The organism is Gluconobacter oxydans, from assembly GCF_006539685.1.
In the GTDB taxonomy this organism is placed as follows: Bacteria; Pseudomonadota; Alphaproteobacteria; order Acetobacterales; family Acetobacteraceae; genus Gluconobacter; species Gluconobacter oxydans.
This window is the reverse complement of record NZ_BJNM01000017.1, coordinates 14191-30499: the sequence shown is the minus strand read 5'-3', so window position 1 is coordinate 30499 and position 16309 is coordinate 14191. Positions and strand designations below refer to the sequence as shown.

Annotated in this window: 16 protein-coding genes and 1 tRNA gene; 9 read left to right on the top strand and 8 right to left on the bottom strand. The window is 61.6% G+C overall.

Annotation, left to right across the window (positions count from 1 at the left end; translation table 11 throughout):
• Window positions 1-45: 45 nt before the first annotated feature.
• The 3 genes from GOX01_RS08425 to flgE are packed head-to-tail and all read right to left on the bottom strand — an operon-like array spanning window position 46 to window position 3948.
• Window positions 46-1107, bottom strand: a complete 1062-nt coding sequence (locus tag GOX01_RS08425; protein WP_062269633.1) for a flagellin — start codon at window positions 1105-1107, stop codon at window positions 46-48.
• Window positions 1108-1109: 2 nt separating this feature from the next.
• Window positions 1110-2639 (bottom strand): flagellar hook-associated protein FlgK, encoded by a 1530-nt coding sequence (gene flgK / locus GOX01_RS08420; protein WP_062269632.1) that lies wholly within the window; start codon window positions 2637-2639, stop codon window positions 1110-1112.
• A 25-nt stretch (window positions 2640-2664) separates the two neighbouring features.
• Window positions 2665-3948, bottom strand: coding sequence for a flagellar hook protein FlgE (gene flgE, locus GOX01_RS08415; RefSeq protein WP_228119149.1), 1284 nt, complete (start codon window positions 3946-3948; stop codon window positions 2665-2667).
• 169 nt (window positions 3949-4117) lie between these two features.
• On the opposite strand from flgE, the gene GOX01_RS08410 reads away from it, so the two are divergent.
• On the top strand, window positions 4118-5503 hold the full coding sequence (locus tag GOX01_RS08410; RefSeq protein ID WP_011252592.1) for an MATE family efflux transporter: 1386 nt from the start codon (window positions 4118-4120) through the stop codon (window positions 5501-5503).
• A 69-nt stretch (window positions 5504-5572) separates the two neighbouring features.
• Here the strand turns inward: GOX01_RS08410 and GOX01_RS08405 are convergent, their stop codons facing one another.
• Window positions 5573-6538 carry a DMT family transporter gene (locus GOX01_RS08405; RefSeq protein ID WP_024716738.1) on the bottom strand — a complete coding sequence of 322 codons (966 nt, stop codon included), beginning with the start codon at window positions 6536-6538 and terminating at the stop codon, window positions 5573-5575.
• A gap of 394 nt (window positions 6539-6932) precedes the next feature.
• Here GOX01_RS08405 and GOX01_RS08400 point away from each other — a divergent pair, with 394 nt between their 5' ends.
• Window positions 6933-7280, top strand: coding sequence for a hypothetical protein (locus tag GOX01_RS08400; RefSeq protein ID WP_062269641.1), 348 nt, complete (start codon window positions 6933-6935; stop codon window positions 7278-7280).
• 58 nt (window positions 7281-7338) lie between these two features.
• On the opposite strand, the gene GOX01_RS08395 is transcribed toward GOX01_RS08400, so the two are convergent.
• On the bottom strand, window positions 7339-9261 hold the full coding sequence (locus tag GOX01_RS08395) for a S9 family peptidase (protein ID WP_024716997.1): 1923 nt from the start codon (window positions 9259-9261) through the stop codon (window positions 7339-7341).
• Window positions 9262-9369: 108 nt separating this feature from the next.
• Here GOX01_RS08395 and GOX01_RS08390 point away from each other — a divergent pair, with 108 nt between their 5' ends.
• Window positions 9370-10011, top strand: coding sequence for a DedA family protein (locus GOX01_RS08390; protein ID WP_049750729.1), 642 nt, complete (start codon window positions 9370-9372; stop codon window positions 10009-10011).
• A 23-nt stretch (window positions 10012-10034) separates the two neighbouring features.
• Window positions 10035-11006: an SDR family oxidoreductase gene (locus tag GOX01_RS08385; RefSeq protein WP_062269630.1), complete on the top strand. Its 972-nt coding sequence runs from the start codon at window positions 10035-10037 to the stop codon at window positions 11004-11006.
• Window positions 11007-11123: 117 nt separating this feature from the next.
• Here the strand turns inward: GOX01_RS08385 and hemJ are convergent, their stop codons facing one another.
• From hemJ to hemE, 3 genes are read right to left on the bottom strand one after another with little or no spacing between them, the layout of a single operon-like run.
• Window positions 11124-11570: a protoporphyrinogen oxidase HemJ gene (gene hemJ, locus GOX01_RS08380; RefSeq protein ID WP_011252598.1), complete on the bottom strand. Its 447-nt coding sequence runs from the start codon at window positions 11568-11570 to the stop codon at window positions 11124-11126.
• Window positions 11567-12271 carry an HAD family hydrolase gene (locus GOX01_RS08375; protein WP_062269628.1) on the bottom strand — a complete coding sequence of 235 codons (705 nt, stop codon included), beginning with the start codon at window positions 12269-12271 and terminating at the stop codon, window positions 11567-11569. Before GOX01_RS08375 ends, hemJ begins: the two co-directional genes overlap by 4 nt.
• A complete protein-coding gene (gene hemE / locus GOX01_RS08370; protein ID WP_011252600.1) occupies window positions 12268-13329 on the bottom strand; it encodes a uroporphyrinogen decarboxylase in 1062 nt (353 codons plus the stop codon). The genes GOX01_RS08375 and hemE overlap by 4 nt, the downstream gene beginning before the upstream one ends.
• A gap of 353 nt (window positions 13330-13682) precedes the next feature.
• Between hemE and GOX01_RS08365 the strand changes: the two genes are divergently transcribed.
• The 5 genes from GOX01_RS08365 to GOX01_RS08350 all read left to right on the top strand — a co-directional run bounded on the left by GOX01_RS08365 (window position 13683) and on the right by GOX01_RS08350 (window position 16296).
• A complete protein-coding gene (locus GOX01_RS08365; RefSeq protein ID WP_011252601.1) occupies window positions 13683-14294 on the top strand; it encodes a Maf family protein in 612 nt (203 codons plus the stop codon).
• 90 nt (window positions 14295-14384) lie between these two features.
• Window positions 14385-14460: transfer RNA gene (locus GOX01_RS08360), tRNA-Ala, on the top strand.
• A gap of 119 nt (window positions 14461-14579) precedes the next feature.
• Window positions 14580-15734: an AGE family epimerase/isomerase gene (locus GOX01_RS08355; RefSeq protein WP_157774481.1), complete on the top strand. Its 1155-nt coding sequence runs from the start codon at window positions 14580-14582 to the stop codon at window positions 15732-15734.
• A 125-nt stretch (window positions 15735-15859) separates the two neighbouring features.
• Window positions 15860-16012, top strand: a complete 153-nt coding sequence (locus GOX01_RS13160) for a hypothetical protein (protein WP_228119147.1) — start codon at window positions 15860-15862, stop codon at window positions 16010-16012.
• Window positions 16009-16296 carry a YjjA family protein gene (locus GOX01_RS08350; protein WP_228119146.1) on the top strand — a complete coding sequence of 96 codons (288 nt, stop codon included), beginning with the start codon at window positions 16009-16011 and terminating at the stop codon, window positions 16294-16296. Before GOX01_RS13160 ends, GOX01_RS08350 begins: the two co-directional genes overlap by 4 nt.
• Window positions 16297-16309 lie beyond the last annotated feature (13 nt).

Genomic DNA, 16309 nt, shown 5'->3' with positions numbered 1-16309 from the left:
AAGTGACTTCGATATGCGATGTCACAAACGGATTTTCAACCGGCATCAGAGGTAAGATGCGAGCGTCATGCCCTTCATGTCGGCGATGAGGGAATAGGACGCCTGAAGCTGGTTGTTGGTGTCCGTCACCTGCGTGGAAACCTGCGCCAGATAGGCATCCTTGACCTGCCCGAGCTGGGTGGTCAGGGCGGAAGACATCTGGCTCAGCATGGAGGCCTGGGTTGTCAGGCTGTTCTGCTGGACGCCGAGAAGGCCGCTCATGTCTCCCAGGCCGCTCGTTACGGTTTCCATGGAGCTCTGGAGGCCTGAAATCAGGCTGGAATAGTCACTTGCGCTCGTGGAAGACGCGCCGAGGGAGGCGACCACCATGAGGTTGCGCATCAGGTCGCGGATGGGCGAGGTGGTGGAGGTCGAGGTTGCGCTCTGGGTGGCGACCATGCCCACGGAGACCGTTTCGGACTGACCGACGACGACCTGCATTTTCTGCTGGTAGGCCTGATCGGGGGACGTGGACACCGCTGCGGAGAAGGGCTGCCCGGCGGCGGTATTGCTGGCCAGATCCTCGGTCGTGCTGAGCACGTCGTCCGCACTGGTGGAGCCGAGCTGGCTGACGGCCTGTTCGATCTGGGTAGCGAGATCCGATGTGCCCAGATCGGTGCTTACGGGGGCGGTCGTGTTCTGCTGCCCGGCGAAGACATAGCTGTCGCCCTGTTTCGTATTCAGCAGATTGCCGAGTGACGTCAGGGCCGACTGGGCGGCAGTTGCGGCCGTCGTGACGGTTGAATAGGTCAGCGTGCTGCCGAGCGTGGACAGCGAACTCGTCAGATCCTGGGCGATGGTGGAGATCTGCGACAGGGCAGTCTGTGTCGTGGTCAGGGTGTTCTGCGCATTCGTGACGTTGCTCGTCCAGGCGGACACCTGCGTGATGGCCGGCTGAAGGGCGAGGGCCTGTGTCCTGGATGCGCCGAGGCCGGCATAGCTGCTGGAGAGCACGCCGGTCGAGGCTTCGAGCTGGAGCGAGCTCTGGCTTTGCGAAAGGTTCTGGACACCCAGAAGAAGCTGGCTGGAGATTCCTCCGAAGCCGAAACTGGAGATGGTTCCGGTCATGATCAGGTTCCGATTGCGCTCAGCAGGGCGCTGAACATTGTCTGGACGGTTGATACGACTTTGGCATTGGCCGCATTGGCGTTCTGCAGGGTGACGATATTGGCCATTTCCGTGTCCACGGAGACCGTGGATGTTCCGGAAAGGTTGGACGTCAGGCTGGTCTGTGTTGTCTGGGAGAGGGCGAGGCCGCTGCTGGCATCGCTGGCGGTGGCGGCCTGTTTTGCCGTCAGGGATGTCGCAAGGGAGATGATCCCCTGATTTCCCGTATAGCCCGTGGACAGGGTTCCGGTCAGTCCGAGGTTCGTGCTCGGCGCTGCCGTCTGGGAGGTGCCGGCGGAATCGGATGTGGTTCCGAAGCCGTAGCTCAGAACCTTCTGGATGGTCTGTGTTCCGGATGTGCTGCTGTCGAGCAGTTTGGACGGATCATCGGAATAGGTGCTGGAAACGCTCATGACCTGCGAGAAGCCGACGCTTCCGGTCGGCGTGAGGTCCGTCCGCGATGTGCCCGGAACGTCGCCATCTGTGCCGGATGTGAAAAGGGGCATGCCCTGATCGCTCAGGCGGGTGGCAACGGTTGATGTCAGGGAGTCCAGCTGCGCCTGCATGGTGGGGAGCGTTGTATCGCGCAGGGTGATGTTCGCGCCCAGCGTTCCACCGGTCAGATCCGCAGTGACATCCCGGCCGTTCAGGGTGATGGCAGGAATGCTGCTGTCGGCAGACGTGGCGGAATAGGTCGAGCTGACCGAAATCTGGGCTGAGGACGTGCTGAGGGGCCAGGTGGAGGAGACGGTTGCGCCCTGGGTGCTGCTGGTATCCCGCGTCGGCAGGGTCACGCCATTTGCGGTGGAGATGGTCATGTCGCCATTTGCGGACTCGGACCAGGAGACGGAGAGTTCCGAGGAAAGCGACGACAGGGCCGTGTAGCGCTGGTTTTCCAGCGCGGCCGTATCCTGACCGATGCTTTTGAGATTCATGATCTTGGTGGACAGGGCACCGATCGTGGTAAGATCGGTGTTGATGTCCGAAACCGAGGACACGACAGTATCCTGGGCCGTCTGGCGCTGGGTCTGATAGGCCGAGGCGAGGGTGTTGACGGACTGCGCGAAGGTGGAGGCGGCGGAAATGACCGTGCTCTGGGCCGAGGCGCTGTCGGGCGTGGACGTCAGGGACGTCAGGGCGGACTGAAGATTGCCCAGTTCGTCAGAGAGCGTTCCGCTGCTGCCGGAGGTGGCGCTGGTGGAGCCCTGAAGTGCGGTAATGTTGGACAGGGAGTTGCTCGTGGCCGTGTAGGCCGCGACGTCCGCATTCTGGGCGTAGAGCGCCTTCTGGACCTGCTCGTTCGTGGCCAGGGTTGTGGCGGCAGTGCGCACGCCGGTGCCCATGTTGCCAGCCACGGTGGACTGAACGTTGGCGTTTTCCTTGATATAGCCGCTTGTCCCGGCATTGGAGACGTTGTTGGACGCAACGGCCATGGCGTTCTGGACGGCATTCAGGCCGGACGTTGCAATCGAGAGTGCGCTGTTCAGTCCCATGAGGCAGGTATCCCTTCAGTCCGGCTTACTGGATCATCGCCAGGGTGGTCTGAAGAAGCTGGTCGGCCGTGGAGACGACTTTCGTGTTTGCGCCGTAGGCCTGCTGCGCCACGATCAGCTTGCTGAGATCGCCGGTCAGGTCCGTGGTGGATTCCTCGATGGAGCCCGTGGTCAGGGTGCCGGCACCATTGGTGTTGACGGCGTTGATCTGCGGGCTGCCGGACTGCGACGTGGCGGTATAGGCCTGTCCGTTCTGGGCAGACAGGCTGTTCGGATCGGCGAAGGTTGTCAGCGGGATCTTGGCGACAAGCTGGGAATAACCGTTGTCGAATGTTGCCATGACAGAGCCGTCCGTCTCCATGGAAATGCCGGAAAAAGTGCCGGTGGTGACGCTGTCAGAGGTCATGGAAACTGTGTTTGCCGAGCCGAGGGTGACGCCGCTGAGGCTCACGGTCATGTCCTGAGGAGAGCCTGTATAATTGAAGCTTGAGCTGGAAGTGCTGCTGGCTCCAGTGCTGTCCTGGGACGTCACGGAGGAAACGGCGCCGCTGGAATCAAACGTCACGGTTGCGCTGTTGCTGGTGCCAGTGGTGTCGTTGACATCCTTAACAGCCCAGGTCGTGTCGCTGAGCTTCGTCCAGCTCAGATCGACCGTCGAGGCCGCACCTGTGCTGTCATAGGCTGTCGTCGACATATCGACAGTCTTGCTGCTGCTGCTGTCGAGCGTGCCAGTTGCGGTCAGTTTCGTGCTCTCGGTCGGTCGGAACGCGATGGTGGAAGGAACCTGAATGGCAGAGAGAGAGGTGCCCAGAGTGCCTGAGGTGGCGTCGACGTTGTAGCCCTCAAGGTAATAGCCGGACGTGTTGACCAGATAGCCGTTCTTGTCCTGCGAGAAGTCACCGTTGCGGGTGTAATACTGCTGCGTTCCCAGAACGGGGGTGCTGTCATTGCTCTGGCCGGTGGCCTGCACGACGTTGAAGAAGCCGTTGCCGGAAATGGCGAGGGCCGTGCTGTTGGTCGACGTTGTGACCATGCCCTGGTTGTCGATGTGCTGTCGGGTGGTCGCAGCGACGCTGTCGCTCAGGGATTCACCGTCATTGGCCAGTTCGTTATTGGTGACGTAGTCCTCGAAACTGGTGGTGCTCGCCTTGTAGCCGGTGGTCTGGCTGTTGGCGATGTTGTTGGACAGGTCGGTAAAGGCGTGGGACTGGGCGTTCAGGCCACTGACGGCCGTGTGGACCGCGTTGATGATCGAGGACATGGCATACTCCCGGACATGGAACAGGCTGCGGGTCGTATGCCCGAGCATCACGGCCAAGGATTCCACGATGGATGTTAAGGAAGTCCTTACGAGGCAAAAAAGAGCCATCCAGCCTGCATGAAGGCCGGATTCGGCTATGGAATTCCTTGGAACCCGGGCGGGAAAAACGCTTTCAGCCTCTGGTTCTCCGGGTTTGGAACGGGCAATATGTGTGAGCATGCCCCAGCCAGACGACGACCCGAAAAAGCCCAGTATTCCTGACGATTCTCCGGTCAGACCTGCCAGATTCGTTCATGGCAGCATCATGCGTCATGTCGTGACCATGGCCGGAACGGGGGCGATCGGGCTGATGGCGGTCTTTGCCGTCGATCTGCTCAATTACGGCTATATTTCCCATCTGCATGACAAGACGCTGACGGCGGCGATCGCGTTTGCGACGGCGGTCAGTTATGTGCAGGTCTCTGTTTCCATTGGCATGACGATCGGGCTTGGGGCCTGTACGGGACGGCTGATCGGGGCGCGGCAACATGCCGAGGCACGACGGATGGCCTCGGCATTTCTGGTGGTCATGGTGGCGATTGCCGCTGTGCTGGGGCTGGTGACGGCGACGTTCGCGATGCCTCTGCTTGGGCTGCTGGGCGCGCATGGCGAGGCGCAGCAACATGCAGCGACGTTCCTGCATATTGTCTCGCCGGCGTTGCCGCTGGTCTGTCTGGGGATGGCGCTGTCGTCACTTCTGCGGGCGGTCGGGGATGCCAAGCGCTCGATGCGGGTGACGCTGACCGGAGCTGTGGTTTCGGCCTGTCTGGATCCGGTCATGATTTTCGGGCTGCATCTGGGGCTTGAGGGTGCGGCGATCAGCACGGTTCTGGCGCGGTTGGCTATTGCCGCGAGCGGATTCCTGAATTTGCGGGGTCACGCCATGCTGGAATGGCCGGAGCGGTCGGCGTTCGGGCCGTCCACGCGGCTGATTGGCGGGATTGCGGTTCCGGCGATTGCGACCAATCTGGCGACGCCGACGGGGGCGCTGTTCGTGACGCATGCGATGGCGCGGTTCGGGCTCAATGCGGTTTCGGGGCAGGCGACGATTGACCGGATCGTGCCGGTGGCGTTTTCGCTGGTCTTTGCGCTGACGGGGTCGGTGGGACCAATCATGGCGCAGAATCTGGGGGCGCGGCAGATCCATCGCGTGCAGGAAGCGCTTCTGGCGGCGCTCAAGCTGACGGCGCTGTGTGTGGGGGTGACCTGGCTGATTCTGGCGGCGACGCACAGTTACATCATCCAGCTTTTCGAGCTTCAGGGTGTCGGCGTGGATATCGTGCGGCTGTTCTGCTGCTGGCTGGTGCTGAGTTACATGTTTGTCGGACTGCTGTTTGTGGCCAATACGGCGTTCAACAATCTGGGGCACCCGTTCTATTCCACGGGGTTCAACTGGGGCCGGGCGACGCTGGGGACCATTCCGTTCGTGTGGTTCGGGTCGGCTTACGGGCCGGTCGGGATTCTGGTCGGGCAGTCGCTGGGCGTAGTGCTGTTTGGCAGTCTGGCCGTCGTGACGGCGTTCCGGGTGATCCGGAAGCTGGAGCCGGGGATTGTGAAGCCGTAAGCGGTGCTGGGGTTGCCGCTGCGACTGAGGCCAGTGTTCTGACCGTATGTGCAGCGGCGGGAGCTGGATTTATCGGGCGGAGAGCGCCGTTTTCTTTGCGGCTTTGAGGTTGCCCTTGGCGATTTTGCGCGCCTTGAGGCGTTCGAGACGCTCTTTCATCGCCATTTTCTCGTAGCGGATGCGCTGACGGATCCAGTTCAGCATGCCGGATGCTGTCAGAACCGCGATGCCGACGAAAGTCCAGCGGTCGAGCGGCTGTTTGAAGAGGAAGTAGCTCAGCGCAACGCCCCAGGCCATCTGGCTGTATTGCGGCAGGGCGACGCGGTTTGCCGGGGCCCTGGCGGTGGCGAGCATCATGCAGAGCTGTCCGAGAGCCGTCAGGAAGCCGTATCCGAACAGGTAGAACCAGATCTTTGTGTTGGACGGCCATGTGGCGTGGGCGATCATCAGCAGACCGTTGCCGACCAGAGCGCCCATCAGGCTCGATCCGAAGAGCGACAGGCGGACGGTTTCCTTGCTGGCGATGCGGTAGGCGATCACGCTGCCCGCATTCGCGCAGGCGGCCATGAGGGCGCACAGATGGCCCAGATTAAGGGGACGCACGCCGGGGCGCAGGACGATCAGGACGCCTGCAAAACCGAGCGCGACGGCGAGCCAGGCCCAGAACGTCACTTTCTCCTTGAGCAGCACGACGGACAGGATCGTGACAAAGAGCGGCATCAGGAAGGTGATCGACAGCGCCTCGGGCATCGAGAGCAGCATGAAGGCTTTGACGCTGGCGGCTGTGGCGACGAAGACGCAGACGGCCCGCAGCAGCCACATGCCCCGAAGCTTCGGACGCACGATGTCGAGATAGGATTCAGTCGGTTTGCGAATGAAGGGAAGGATGAGGAACCCGAACACACCGCCAAAAAACGCGACCTCGAAGGGGTCGAGACTTCCGTCCAGCAGTTTGGAAAAGGCGTCGCTGATGGCGAACGCGGAATAGGCACCGAAGGCCAGGGCCATTCCGGAGAAGAGGGTTTTGGTGTCCATAAGGCGCGGGGACTCTGACGGGAGAGAGAAGGAAACGTGCAGTCCTGAGACAGGGCACCAGTAATCTCGGTCAGGCTTCTTAGAAGAAGTATTATGGAAATTCAAACCCGTTTCCGGAATGACGAGTATTTTCTTTTATAACTGTGGATATATTTTGTTATAACATATAATTATTTATATATAACACTGAAAAGGTTATTAATTCACACCTGATGCTACGTCTGGTGTGTTCCGGTCCGGCCGGCGAAATCGACTCTGGTGAAGGTGCCCGTTATAGAAGCGGCACTCTTCAATGCTGTTTTCAGGGGAACGGTCTGTGCAGTGCGAATGGCGTAGGTCTTACGACAGGCTGGTTCCGATGCTGATTAAGGAGCATTTCGGGGATCCGGGTGTCATGACCCGGCAGTTTCCCTACATGAAATCGAATTTTCTGTGGAAAGGGGATGATTTCATCCTCACGCCGGAAGCGCTCGCCAATCCGAAGAACAAATATCATGGGCTTGAGCGGCTGGCGCTGGAGTATCACGCGGCCGGAGAGTGGCGGCTGGCCGGGGAATACTGGCTGATCACGGCGGGGTGGCGGCGGAACCTGATGGATCCTGAGAACGAGCGGCATGTCGAAGCACTGCAGTTCGCGCTGCGTCATGTCGAATATGATCGCGCGCTGGCAGAGTGGAAAAAGAAGAAGCTCGGCCGGAATGCGATGCCTTATCCCAGCCAGTTCGGGCTTTCGGACGACTGATTTTCCGGAGCGCTTCATGCAGGGATGGGAGTCCCTGCATGCATACCCACTCTGAAAATTACTGACCGAATACCTGCTGATAGAAAGCGAGTTCCCTTTGCAGGGCGTCTTCTATGGTTTCGCGGGCGCGGAAGCCGTGGGCTTCCTCCGGATAGACGTGCAGGGCGGAATGTTCGAGTTTTGTGCGCATGGATTCCGCCTGTGAAAGGGGGACGACCCTGTCAGCGCCGCCATGCAGGAACAGGACGGGAACGGTAATCCCTTCAGCTTGCGTGATGGGGGAACGTTTCAGATACACGGCCTCGTCTTCCGGATAAGGACCGATCAGGCCGTCCAGATAGCGGGCTTCGAACTTGTGCGTTTCTTCGGCCAGGGCGCGCAGATCGGTGACGCCGTAGAGGGACGTCCCGGCGGCGAAGAGGTCCGACTGGGCGAGAGCGCCGAGGACGGTCAGGCCGCCGGCGCTGCTGCCGCGGATGACGCAGCGGGCCGGATCGGCAAGGCTGCGGTCGAGCACGGCCTGCACGCCTGCGAGGCAGTCTTCGATATCCGCGACGCCCCACTGGCGGTCCAATGCTTCGCAGTAGGCGCGGCCGAAGCCGGTTGAGCCGCGGTAATTAACGTCGAGGACGGCAAAACCGCGCGACGTCCACCACTGCACCTTGAAAGCGAAGGACGGGTTGGCGCGGCCGGTCGGACCGCCATGGGCCATGACGACGAGCGGGGGTTTTTCGCCGGGCTGAAGAGCGCTGGTGCTGCTGGCGGGAGCGTAGAACAGGGCGTGGGCTTCGGCGCCGTTGGCGGTCGGGAAGGTCAAGGGGGTGGGAGTTGCGATATCGGCCTTTGTGACACCGGGCGGGAGGGTGACGCTGGTTCGGAAGCGGTCATACGGTTCGCCGGGACGGCCGACGGCGATGGCAGCGGGCGCATCGGTCGGGGCGTCGATCCAGGCGAACCGTCCGTCTTCGAGCGGTTGCGGGACGTTAACCGGGGTGCCGAGGGAGACGTCCGTCCAGTTTCCATTGTCTTGCAGCAGGACGTGATTGAGGCCGTGGCGGATGCCGAGGGCCAGCAGTCTGTTTCCGGGCAGCGGGGCCATGGTGCGTTGACCGAAGACCCAGTGCGGCAGGCCGATTTCGGCGTTGGCGCCATTGAATCTGTGCGGGTGCCAGCCGGTTTCATCGTGGGAAAAGCGGATGGGCGTCCAGCGTCCTGAGGCATCGGACGTGGCGTAGAGCGTGCCGTCGGGGGACCAGCAGGGTTCGATGATGCTGCACTGTTCGGGGCCGGTCAGATCGGTGACGGGGCCAAGTGTGCCGGTTGTGCGGTCGAAGGGAGCGACGGAGAGGGTTGTGACGGTCCAGGGCATGGCCGGGTCGTTCCAACTGAACCAGGCCAGGAAACGTCCGTCGGGTGAGGGGCGGGGGGCGGCGTAGAAATCCGCGCCTTTGGCCAGCACGGTTTCGCCGCCGTCGGACTGCACATGGACGAGGGTTGCGACGGGCGTGCCTTCGCCGTGGCTTTCGCGCACGCAGAACACGGCATCGGAAACAGGGTCGAAGGTCAGGTCGGCGTAGCGGTGTTCGGGGTTTTCGCCTGCCTGTGTCCATTGCGTGGCAGTGGTGCCGTCGCTGAACCAGAGTCCGCCAAGTTTGCGGTCGCTGAAGACGACCTGCGGGGCACCATTCTTCAGACGGACATCCCAGGCCCCGCCACCATATTCGTGCACGCGGGTGCCGACCGAATATCCGGCCGGGCTCAGATCGCGGATGTGGCCTTCGGGGTCACGGGCGGTAATGACGGAGCGGCCCTGTTCATCCGGGCGGCTTTCGAGCCAGATGATCCAGTTTCCAACCGTGCGCAGTTCGGAAAAGGACAGGGTGCGGCCGGCCACGAGTTCGGGCGTGACCCAGGACGGCCAGTTTCCGGATGCGGATTTGGGAGCGCGGGGGGAAACTGTGGGGGAAGGCGATGTCGTCATTTTTCATCCTGTCTCCGATGCCGTAGTATCGTAACCGGCGGCCTTCCTTTCCGCCACAGCTTGAACGGGACCAGGACACTGTTTCACCTCAGTCATTTTCTCGACCACATGCTGGTGCATTACGGCTACGGCGTCGTTGGCGTCATCGTCATGTTCGAGAGCATGGGCCTTCCCCTTCCGGCGGAAAGCGTCATCATCGCGGCTTCGCTCTATGCGGGCAGTACCCATCATCTGGAAATCCGCTGGATCGCCCTGGCCGCCGTGCTTGGCGCCATCATGGGTGACAATATCGGGTATCTGATCGGCCATCACTTCGGTTACGGCATTCTGAAAAAGCACGGCCACAAGGTCGGCATGACGGAAGAGCGGCTGATGCTGGGGCGGTATCTGTTCCGCAAGCATGGCGGGATCGTCGTGTTCCTCGGCCGCTTCATCGCAGTGCTGCGTGTGTTCGTGGCGTTGCTGGCCGGAGCGAACCGGATGCCCTGGCATTCGTTTCTGTTCTTCAATGCGATGGGCGGCATCTGCTGGGCGGGAGGCTATGCCTTCGTAACCTATGAACTGGGCAAGCAGATCGAAAAGATCTCGGGGCCTGTGGGTGTGGTCATGGCCATTCTGGGGGTGAGTTGTCTGATCGGGGGGCTCATCTTCCTCAAGAAGAACGAGAAGCGCCTGACGGATGAGGCCCTCAAGGAAGCCGAAGCGGATGAAAAACGCGACGAGGCCCGCGCAGAGACGAAACCGAGCTGACCCACACTGGAAGGACAGACCCGATGACACAGACCGCCGCACCCGCATGGTCCACGGATTCCCTTGAGCGTCTGGACGGGAAGACGGCGCTCATTACCGGATCGACGGGGGGTCTGGGCTTCGAGGTCGCCTGCGGGCTGGCGAAGCAGGGCGCCGCGATCTTTCTGAGCGGGCGCAATCATAACAAGGGTCAGGCGGCTCTGGCGCGGCTGCATGAGCGGGTGCCGTTCGTAAAAGCGCGCTTCGAGCTTCTGGATCTGGCGTCGCTGGCCGGGATCGAGGCCTTTGCGTCTGCCATGCGCAGCCGGGGCGAGCCGATCCATCTTCTGGCGAACAATGCCGGAGTTATGGGGCCGGCGACACGGCTGACGACGAAGGACGGGTTCGAGCTTCAGTTCGGGACCAATCATCTCGGGCATTTTGCGCTGACCGGACGGCTTCTGCCGCTACTGGCAGCCGGGAATGCGACGGTCATGACAGTGGCGTCTCTGGCGGCGCTGAAAGGGGAAATCCCGTTTGGCGATCTGAACGCGCGGCATTCCTACAATCCGATGGTGCGTTACCGGCAGAGCAAACTGTGCAATCTGCTGTTTGCGCTGGAGCTGAATCGCCGGGCGCTCAAGGCGCCCTGGCCCATCCATTCGCGGGCCGCGCATCCGGGCTGGGCGGCGAGCGATATCGTCGCCAATAATGGCAGTCTGGATCAGTCCGCCAACAAGGCGGCGCGGTTCATGCGGGGGCTGGCGCGGCGTGTGGCCGGTCCGGTGTTTCACGCCATGGGTCAGACGGTCGAGGAAGGCGCCTGGCCGCTGCTCTATGCGCTGGCCAGTCCGGAAGCGCGTGACGGCGGCTATTACGGGCCGCAGGGCCCGGGAGAGCGCCGTGGCGTTCCGGGGATCGCCGGGCTGCCGGCTCTGGCGCATGTACCCGAACTGGCGGAGCGTCTGTGGACCGTCTCCGAACAGATGACGGGCGTAAAATACGGACTAGTCTGAGACGAATAAAAGTTTTTGGGTGTCGCCTTTTTTCAAAAAGGTGACGTTCCTTGACGCTTCCTGGCTTTGAAGCTTTTTGGAAAAAGCTTCACCAAAAACTTTTATTCAGGATCTTTTTCAGGGGCGGACGATGATCATGATGACGATGATCATCATCAGGATTGTGGGGACCTCGTTGGCGATCCGGTAGAACTTTTCCGGGTGCTGGTTACGGTCTTCGGCGAAGGCGCGACGCCAGGCTCCGCAGGCGCCGTGGAAACCGGCAAGCCCCAGAACGCAGATCAGCTTCGTCCACCACCAGCCGGCATTCCAGTCGATCAGACCGGGAATGGAGGCCAGCGCGCCACCGGCAAGGAAGGTCACGATCATGGCCGGGGTCATGATCTGGCGCAGGAGCTTGCGCTCCATGACCTTGAAGCGCTCGCTTTCAGCCGAGCCCGGTACCACCTGACAGTGATAGACATACAGGCGCGGCAGATAGAACGTCCCGGCCATCCAGGCGATGAACGCCATGATGTGCAGGGACAGGATCCAGCTCTGATAGGTCGCGAGAAAGTCGGTCATGCGTGTTTCTGGCTTTCCAGCGTCCGGCGCAGCAGGGGTACCAGCTCGTCCAGATGCGTGATGCGGACGGAGCCTTCGACGGGCCAGAACGGCGGCAGAGGCACATCATCGGGGCGAAGAAGCACACAGGCCATGCCGGCCTTCCAGGCTGCTTCCGCACCGGTATTACTGTCTTCGATGACGACACAGTTTTCTGGCAGTACACTCTCGGCCTTTGCGGCGTACAGATAGACGTCCGGAGCGGGTTTGGGGCAGCCCATGTCATTGGCGGAATGGATGCGGTTTTCGGGGAAATACTGCGACATTCCGGTGCGCTCGAACTTGGCTTCCATCTCCCGGACGGAAGAATTGGAGCCGACGCGAACCGGCATTCCCAAAGCCCGAACGCCTGCCAGCATTTCGAGCGCTCCGCTTACGGGTTCTGCGCTTTTTCGCATCATCTGTACGAGATTTTCGCGCAGTTTGAATGCCGTTTCTTCCGGTAGGGAATGCCCGAGTTCCTGCTCGAGTTCTGTCACGATCTGCGGCAGGGCCTTGCCCGCAAAACGCTTATGCGCCTCGTCATCCGAAATGGACAGCCCCTTGGAGCGGGCGAATTCCGCCGTGGCCCGGCAGGACGGGCCTTCGCTGTCCACGAGAACGCCATCGCAGTCGAAAATGACCAGTTTCAGCTGGCCTGCCGGGTCCAGGGCGGTTGTCATACCGCGCGTACCGCCTCGACGAGGGCCGCCACGTTTTCAGGTGGCGTGTGCTGCATGACGCCGTGTCCGAGGTTGAAAACATGCGGTTTTCCGCGCATCGCGTCCCGGATGGCCTGGGCTTCGCGGATCATTGTCTCGCCGCCGGAGAACAGGATCATCGGATCCATGTTGCCTTGAAGCGTCAGGCCGGGGCGGACTTCGGAGACCAGTTCGGAGATCTGGGCCGGGTCGGCGACGGTGTCGAGGGCGAGCGTGTTGACGCCGGTTTTCTGGGCATATTCGCGGACCATGATGCCGCCAAGACGCGGGAAACCGATGATCGGCGTCTTGGGGTGACGGGCACGGATGTACTCGACGATCTGGCGCGTCGGCTCGATCACGTAGCGGCGGAACGCGGAGGGCGGCAGGATTCCGGCCCAGGAATCGAACAGCATTACGGCTTCCGCACCGGCTTCGATCTGGCCGCAGAGCATCTCGGCGGTACTCGAGGTCAGGGTGTCGATCAGGCGATCGAACAGGGCCGGGTTGGTCTGCATCATGCGGCGGGTTTCGGCGAAATCCCGCGATCCGCCGCCCTCGACCATGTAGCAGGACACCGTGAACGGGCTGCCTGCGAAGCCCAGAAGCGTGGTGACGTCCGGAAGCTCTTTTGTGAGGCGGGACAAGGTCTCTCGCACGGGTGCGACGGCATCCTGTACGCGCTTCGGGTCCAGTCTGGCGAGGTCGGCTTCGGAGCGGATGGCGCCGAGCACGGGGCCGCGTCCGTCAATGAATTCAAGGGACTGACCCATCGCCCAGGGCAGGATCAGGATGTCGGAAAACAGGATGGCCCCGTCCATGCCGTAGCGGCGGATCGGCTGGATCGTCAGCTCGGTGGCCATGTCCGGGGTCATGCATCGGGTCAGGAAGTCGGCCCTGTCCCGCATGGCGCGGAATTCGGGGAGATATCGGCCTGCCTGACGCATGAGCCAGACCGGAGGCGGCCAGACGGCTTCACCACGGAGGGCCCGCAGAAGCGGTTTCGACGAGGGTGAGGAAGGTGCGTTTTCCGAAATCATGTCGCCCACTAATCATAAAAGAAAAAAGAAAGAAATGCTGGAGGTTAAGATGATCCCTGTGGATACCGGGGTACCCGGCTTTCTGAAAATGTACCCCGTCTTACTCACACTGTGTACAACTCCGGAAGCCGCACTTTGCAAGGGAGTCGTTGATTCAATCCCGAATTGCCCACAGAGAGCCTGTGTACAACCCCCAGTTCCGGCTGGTGTACCGTACAATCCACGGTACTCGGTACTCCTTTCGCAAGGGCAGGTACTATCCCCATGTACCCCAGTACTGACGCAATCTCTTCACCGGGTGATCCGCAGTACTCGTCCCTGTTCCAACAGTCGATAGTACGGAGTCGTACTTCATGATGTCTTTCAGTACTTCCCTCATTCTTGCCAGCGGCTCTTCGGCCCGGCGCATGCTGCTCGAAAATGCGGGGCTGGCCGTGCAGGCCAGACCGGTCGATCTGGACGAGGAGGCGTTGCGGCGATCCTGCGAAGAGCAGGGCCACACGCTTTCCCAAACGGCCATCGCGCTGGCGGATGCAAAAGCCAATCTTGCGACGCGGGATGTGGGCTTTGATGAGCTAACGGTTGCGGCGGACCAGATCCTCGATCTGGACGGGGTAGCGTTTGCCAAGCCAGGGTCTGTGGCCGAGGCGGCGGAGCATCTGCGCCGGTTGCGGGGGCGGACGCATGTCCTGCGCACGGCAGTCGTTCTCTATAAGGGGGGCGAGAAGGTCTGGGAGCATCTGGCCTCGCCGCGGCTGACGATGCGGGATTTCTCTGACGACTTTCTGAAGGCCTATCTGGAGCGTGAAGGACCGGCGATCCTGTCCTGTGTAGGGGCGTATCGGCTTGAAGGCCCCGGGATACAGCTTTTTTCGGCTGTCGAGGGGGTGCAGGATGCCGTGATGGGACTGCCGCTGTTGCCACTCCTGGAGGAACTGCGGGAACTGAAGGTCCTTGCGGCCTAAAAAATCTGTTTTTCAGGCTTGTCAGGGCGAAATCATGACGATATACCGCCCTCATCCGGCCCCGTCCCAAAGGGGCCGCTTGAAACACGTGGGGCCATAGCTCAGTTGGGAGAGCGCCTGAATGGCATTCAGGAGGTCGTCGGTTCGATCCCGATTGGCTCCACCAGTTTCCCTGAAAATCTGAAATTTCTGTTTCAGCTCCGCCGTAGCAGCTCGCGATCTGTTGACGCGGGCGTTCAGCTCTCATACGGCAGTCGGATGCAGACCGGAACGCGACACGCCCCCTTGCCCACCTTCATGGATGTTGACCAGCGGGCGCTGTGGAGCGGCTGGCTCACGCGGACGGTGCTGCCAGCCTGGAGCGGCGTCGGGTTTGATCGCGGGCGGCGTCTTTATCATGAGCGACTGACATTTTCCGGAGAACCGCTGGTTCTGCCGGCCTCGCGGCTGATGGTGCAGGCGCGGCAGATCTCGACATTCTGTCGGGCTGCGCTGGACGGGCTGCATGATGCTTCGGCGCAGGCGCTGGCATGTCTCGAAGAAGTCGAGCGGCTTTACCGGCATCGGGATGGCCAGGCGGGGTGGATCTTTTCCGTGGCGCCGGACGGGTCGCCGGTCGGGACGCAGCGCGATCTTTATGCGCATGCCTTCATTCTCTTTGCCTATGGCTGGGCTTACCGGGTGAGCGGCAATCCGGATTTCCTCGCGGTGGCGCGGCAGACGGTTGTGGAGCTTCACCAGATCTTCGCGGCGGAGCATGGCGGATTTCTGGATGAAGTGTCGCTGACGGCACCGGGGGTTACGGGAGCTGTGCGGCATCAGAACCCGCACATGCATCTGCTTGAGGCGTTTCTGGTGCTGTTCGAGGTGTCGGGAGACAGCTTTTATCTGGATGAGGCGACGGCTCTGGTGCGTCTGGCGCTGGAGCGGCTGATCCAGCCGGGGGCCGGGGTGTTGCCCGAGGAATTCGGGGCGGACTGGCGGCCTGTGGCGGCTTCGGGGGAAAACCGGGTGGAGCCGGGGCATCTGTTCGAATGGTCCTGGCTGCTGGGGGATTATCTGCGACTGAATTCTGGGGCGCAGGACTCCGGGGCGATCCGGCAGGCTGCGGACGGGCTGTTCGCGTTCGGGATGCGTCACGGCGTGCGGTCGGATGTGCAGGGGGCCGCGGTGCGGGATGTCATTGCGGATGATGGACGCTCCCTGGAAAACGCCACGCGGATCTGGCCGCAGACCGAGCTGTGCCGCCTGCTGATCTGCCGGAACGAGAGCCCGGAGATCCTGCGGGGCCTGACGGAGCATTTCTTTGCGACGTTCATTCCCGACAGCACGCGTGCTGTGTGGATCGACCGGTTTGATGCGTCCGGAAGGGCGAGCGTTGCGGATGTGCCGGCCAGTTCGCTTTACCATATCTATGGCGCGGCGCGGGAGTTCTGCTGAGACGGCAAGGGTGGACCTGCTGTCCAGCTATGTTAGCGTAACCCCGGGTCGGTATGAATTCTGGCAGCGACGGTTTCCGACTTCTGGCAGGTGCTGCCCTGAACGTTCTCTGAAGGAGAAATACGGTGCGTTACTCAAACGGTATTTTCGCGGTTCTTGCGGCAGCTGGTCTTGTTGTCTCGTCGGCTCATGCCCAGTCCATTCCGGGCGTTGGCAGTGCGGGCAATGCCATGAGCGGCATGTCGGGCATGAGTGGCATGACCGGTGCACCGGCATGATGAGCAGCATGCTGCCGAACATCTCTTCCGCCAGCACGGGCAATGTCGCCGGTGTTCTGAGCTACTGTGTGCAGAACAACTATCTGAGCGGCAGCGGCGCGACCTCGGCCCTGAGCAGCCTGACCGGCAAGCAGGACGTGACGTCGTCCAGCGATTACACGGCTGGTCAGCAGGGGCAGCTTCTGACGGGGGACAGCAATGCGTTCTCGCTGTCGAGCCTGAAGGGGCAGATGAAGCAGAAAGTCTGCAACATGGTCCTCAGCCGCGCGAAGAATCTGCTCTGAGGCATCCGTGTTC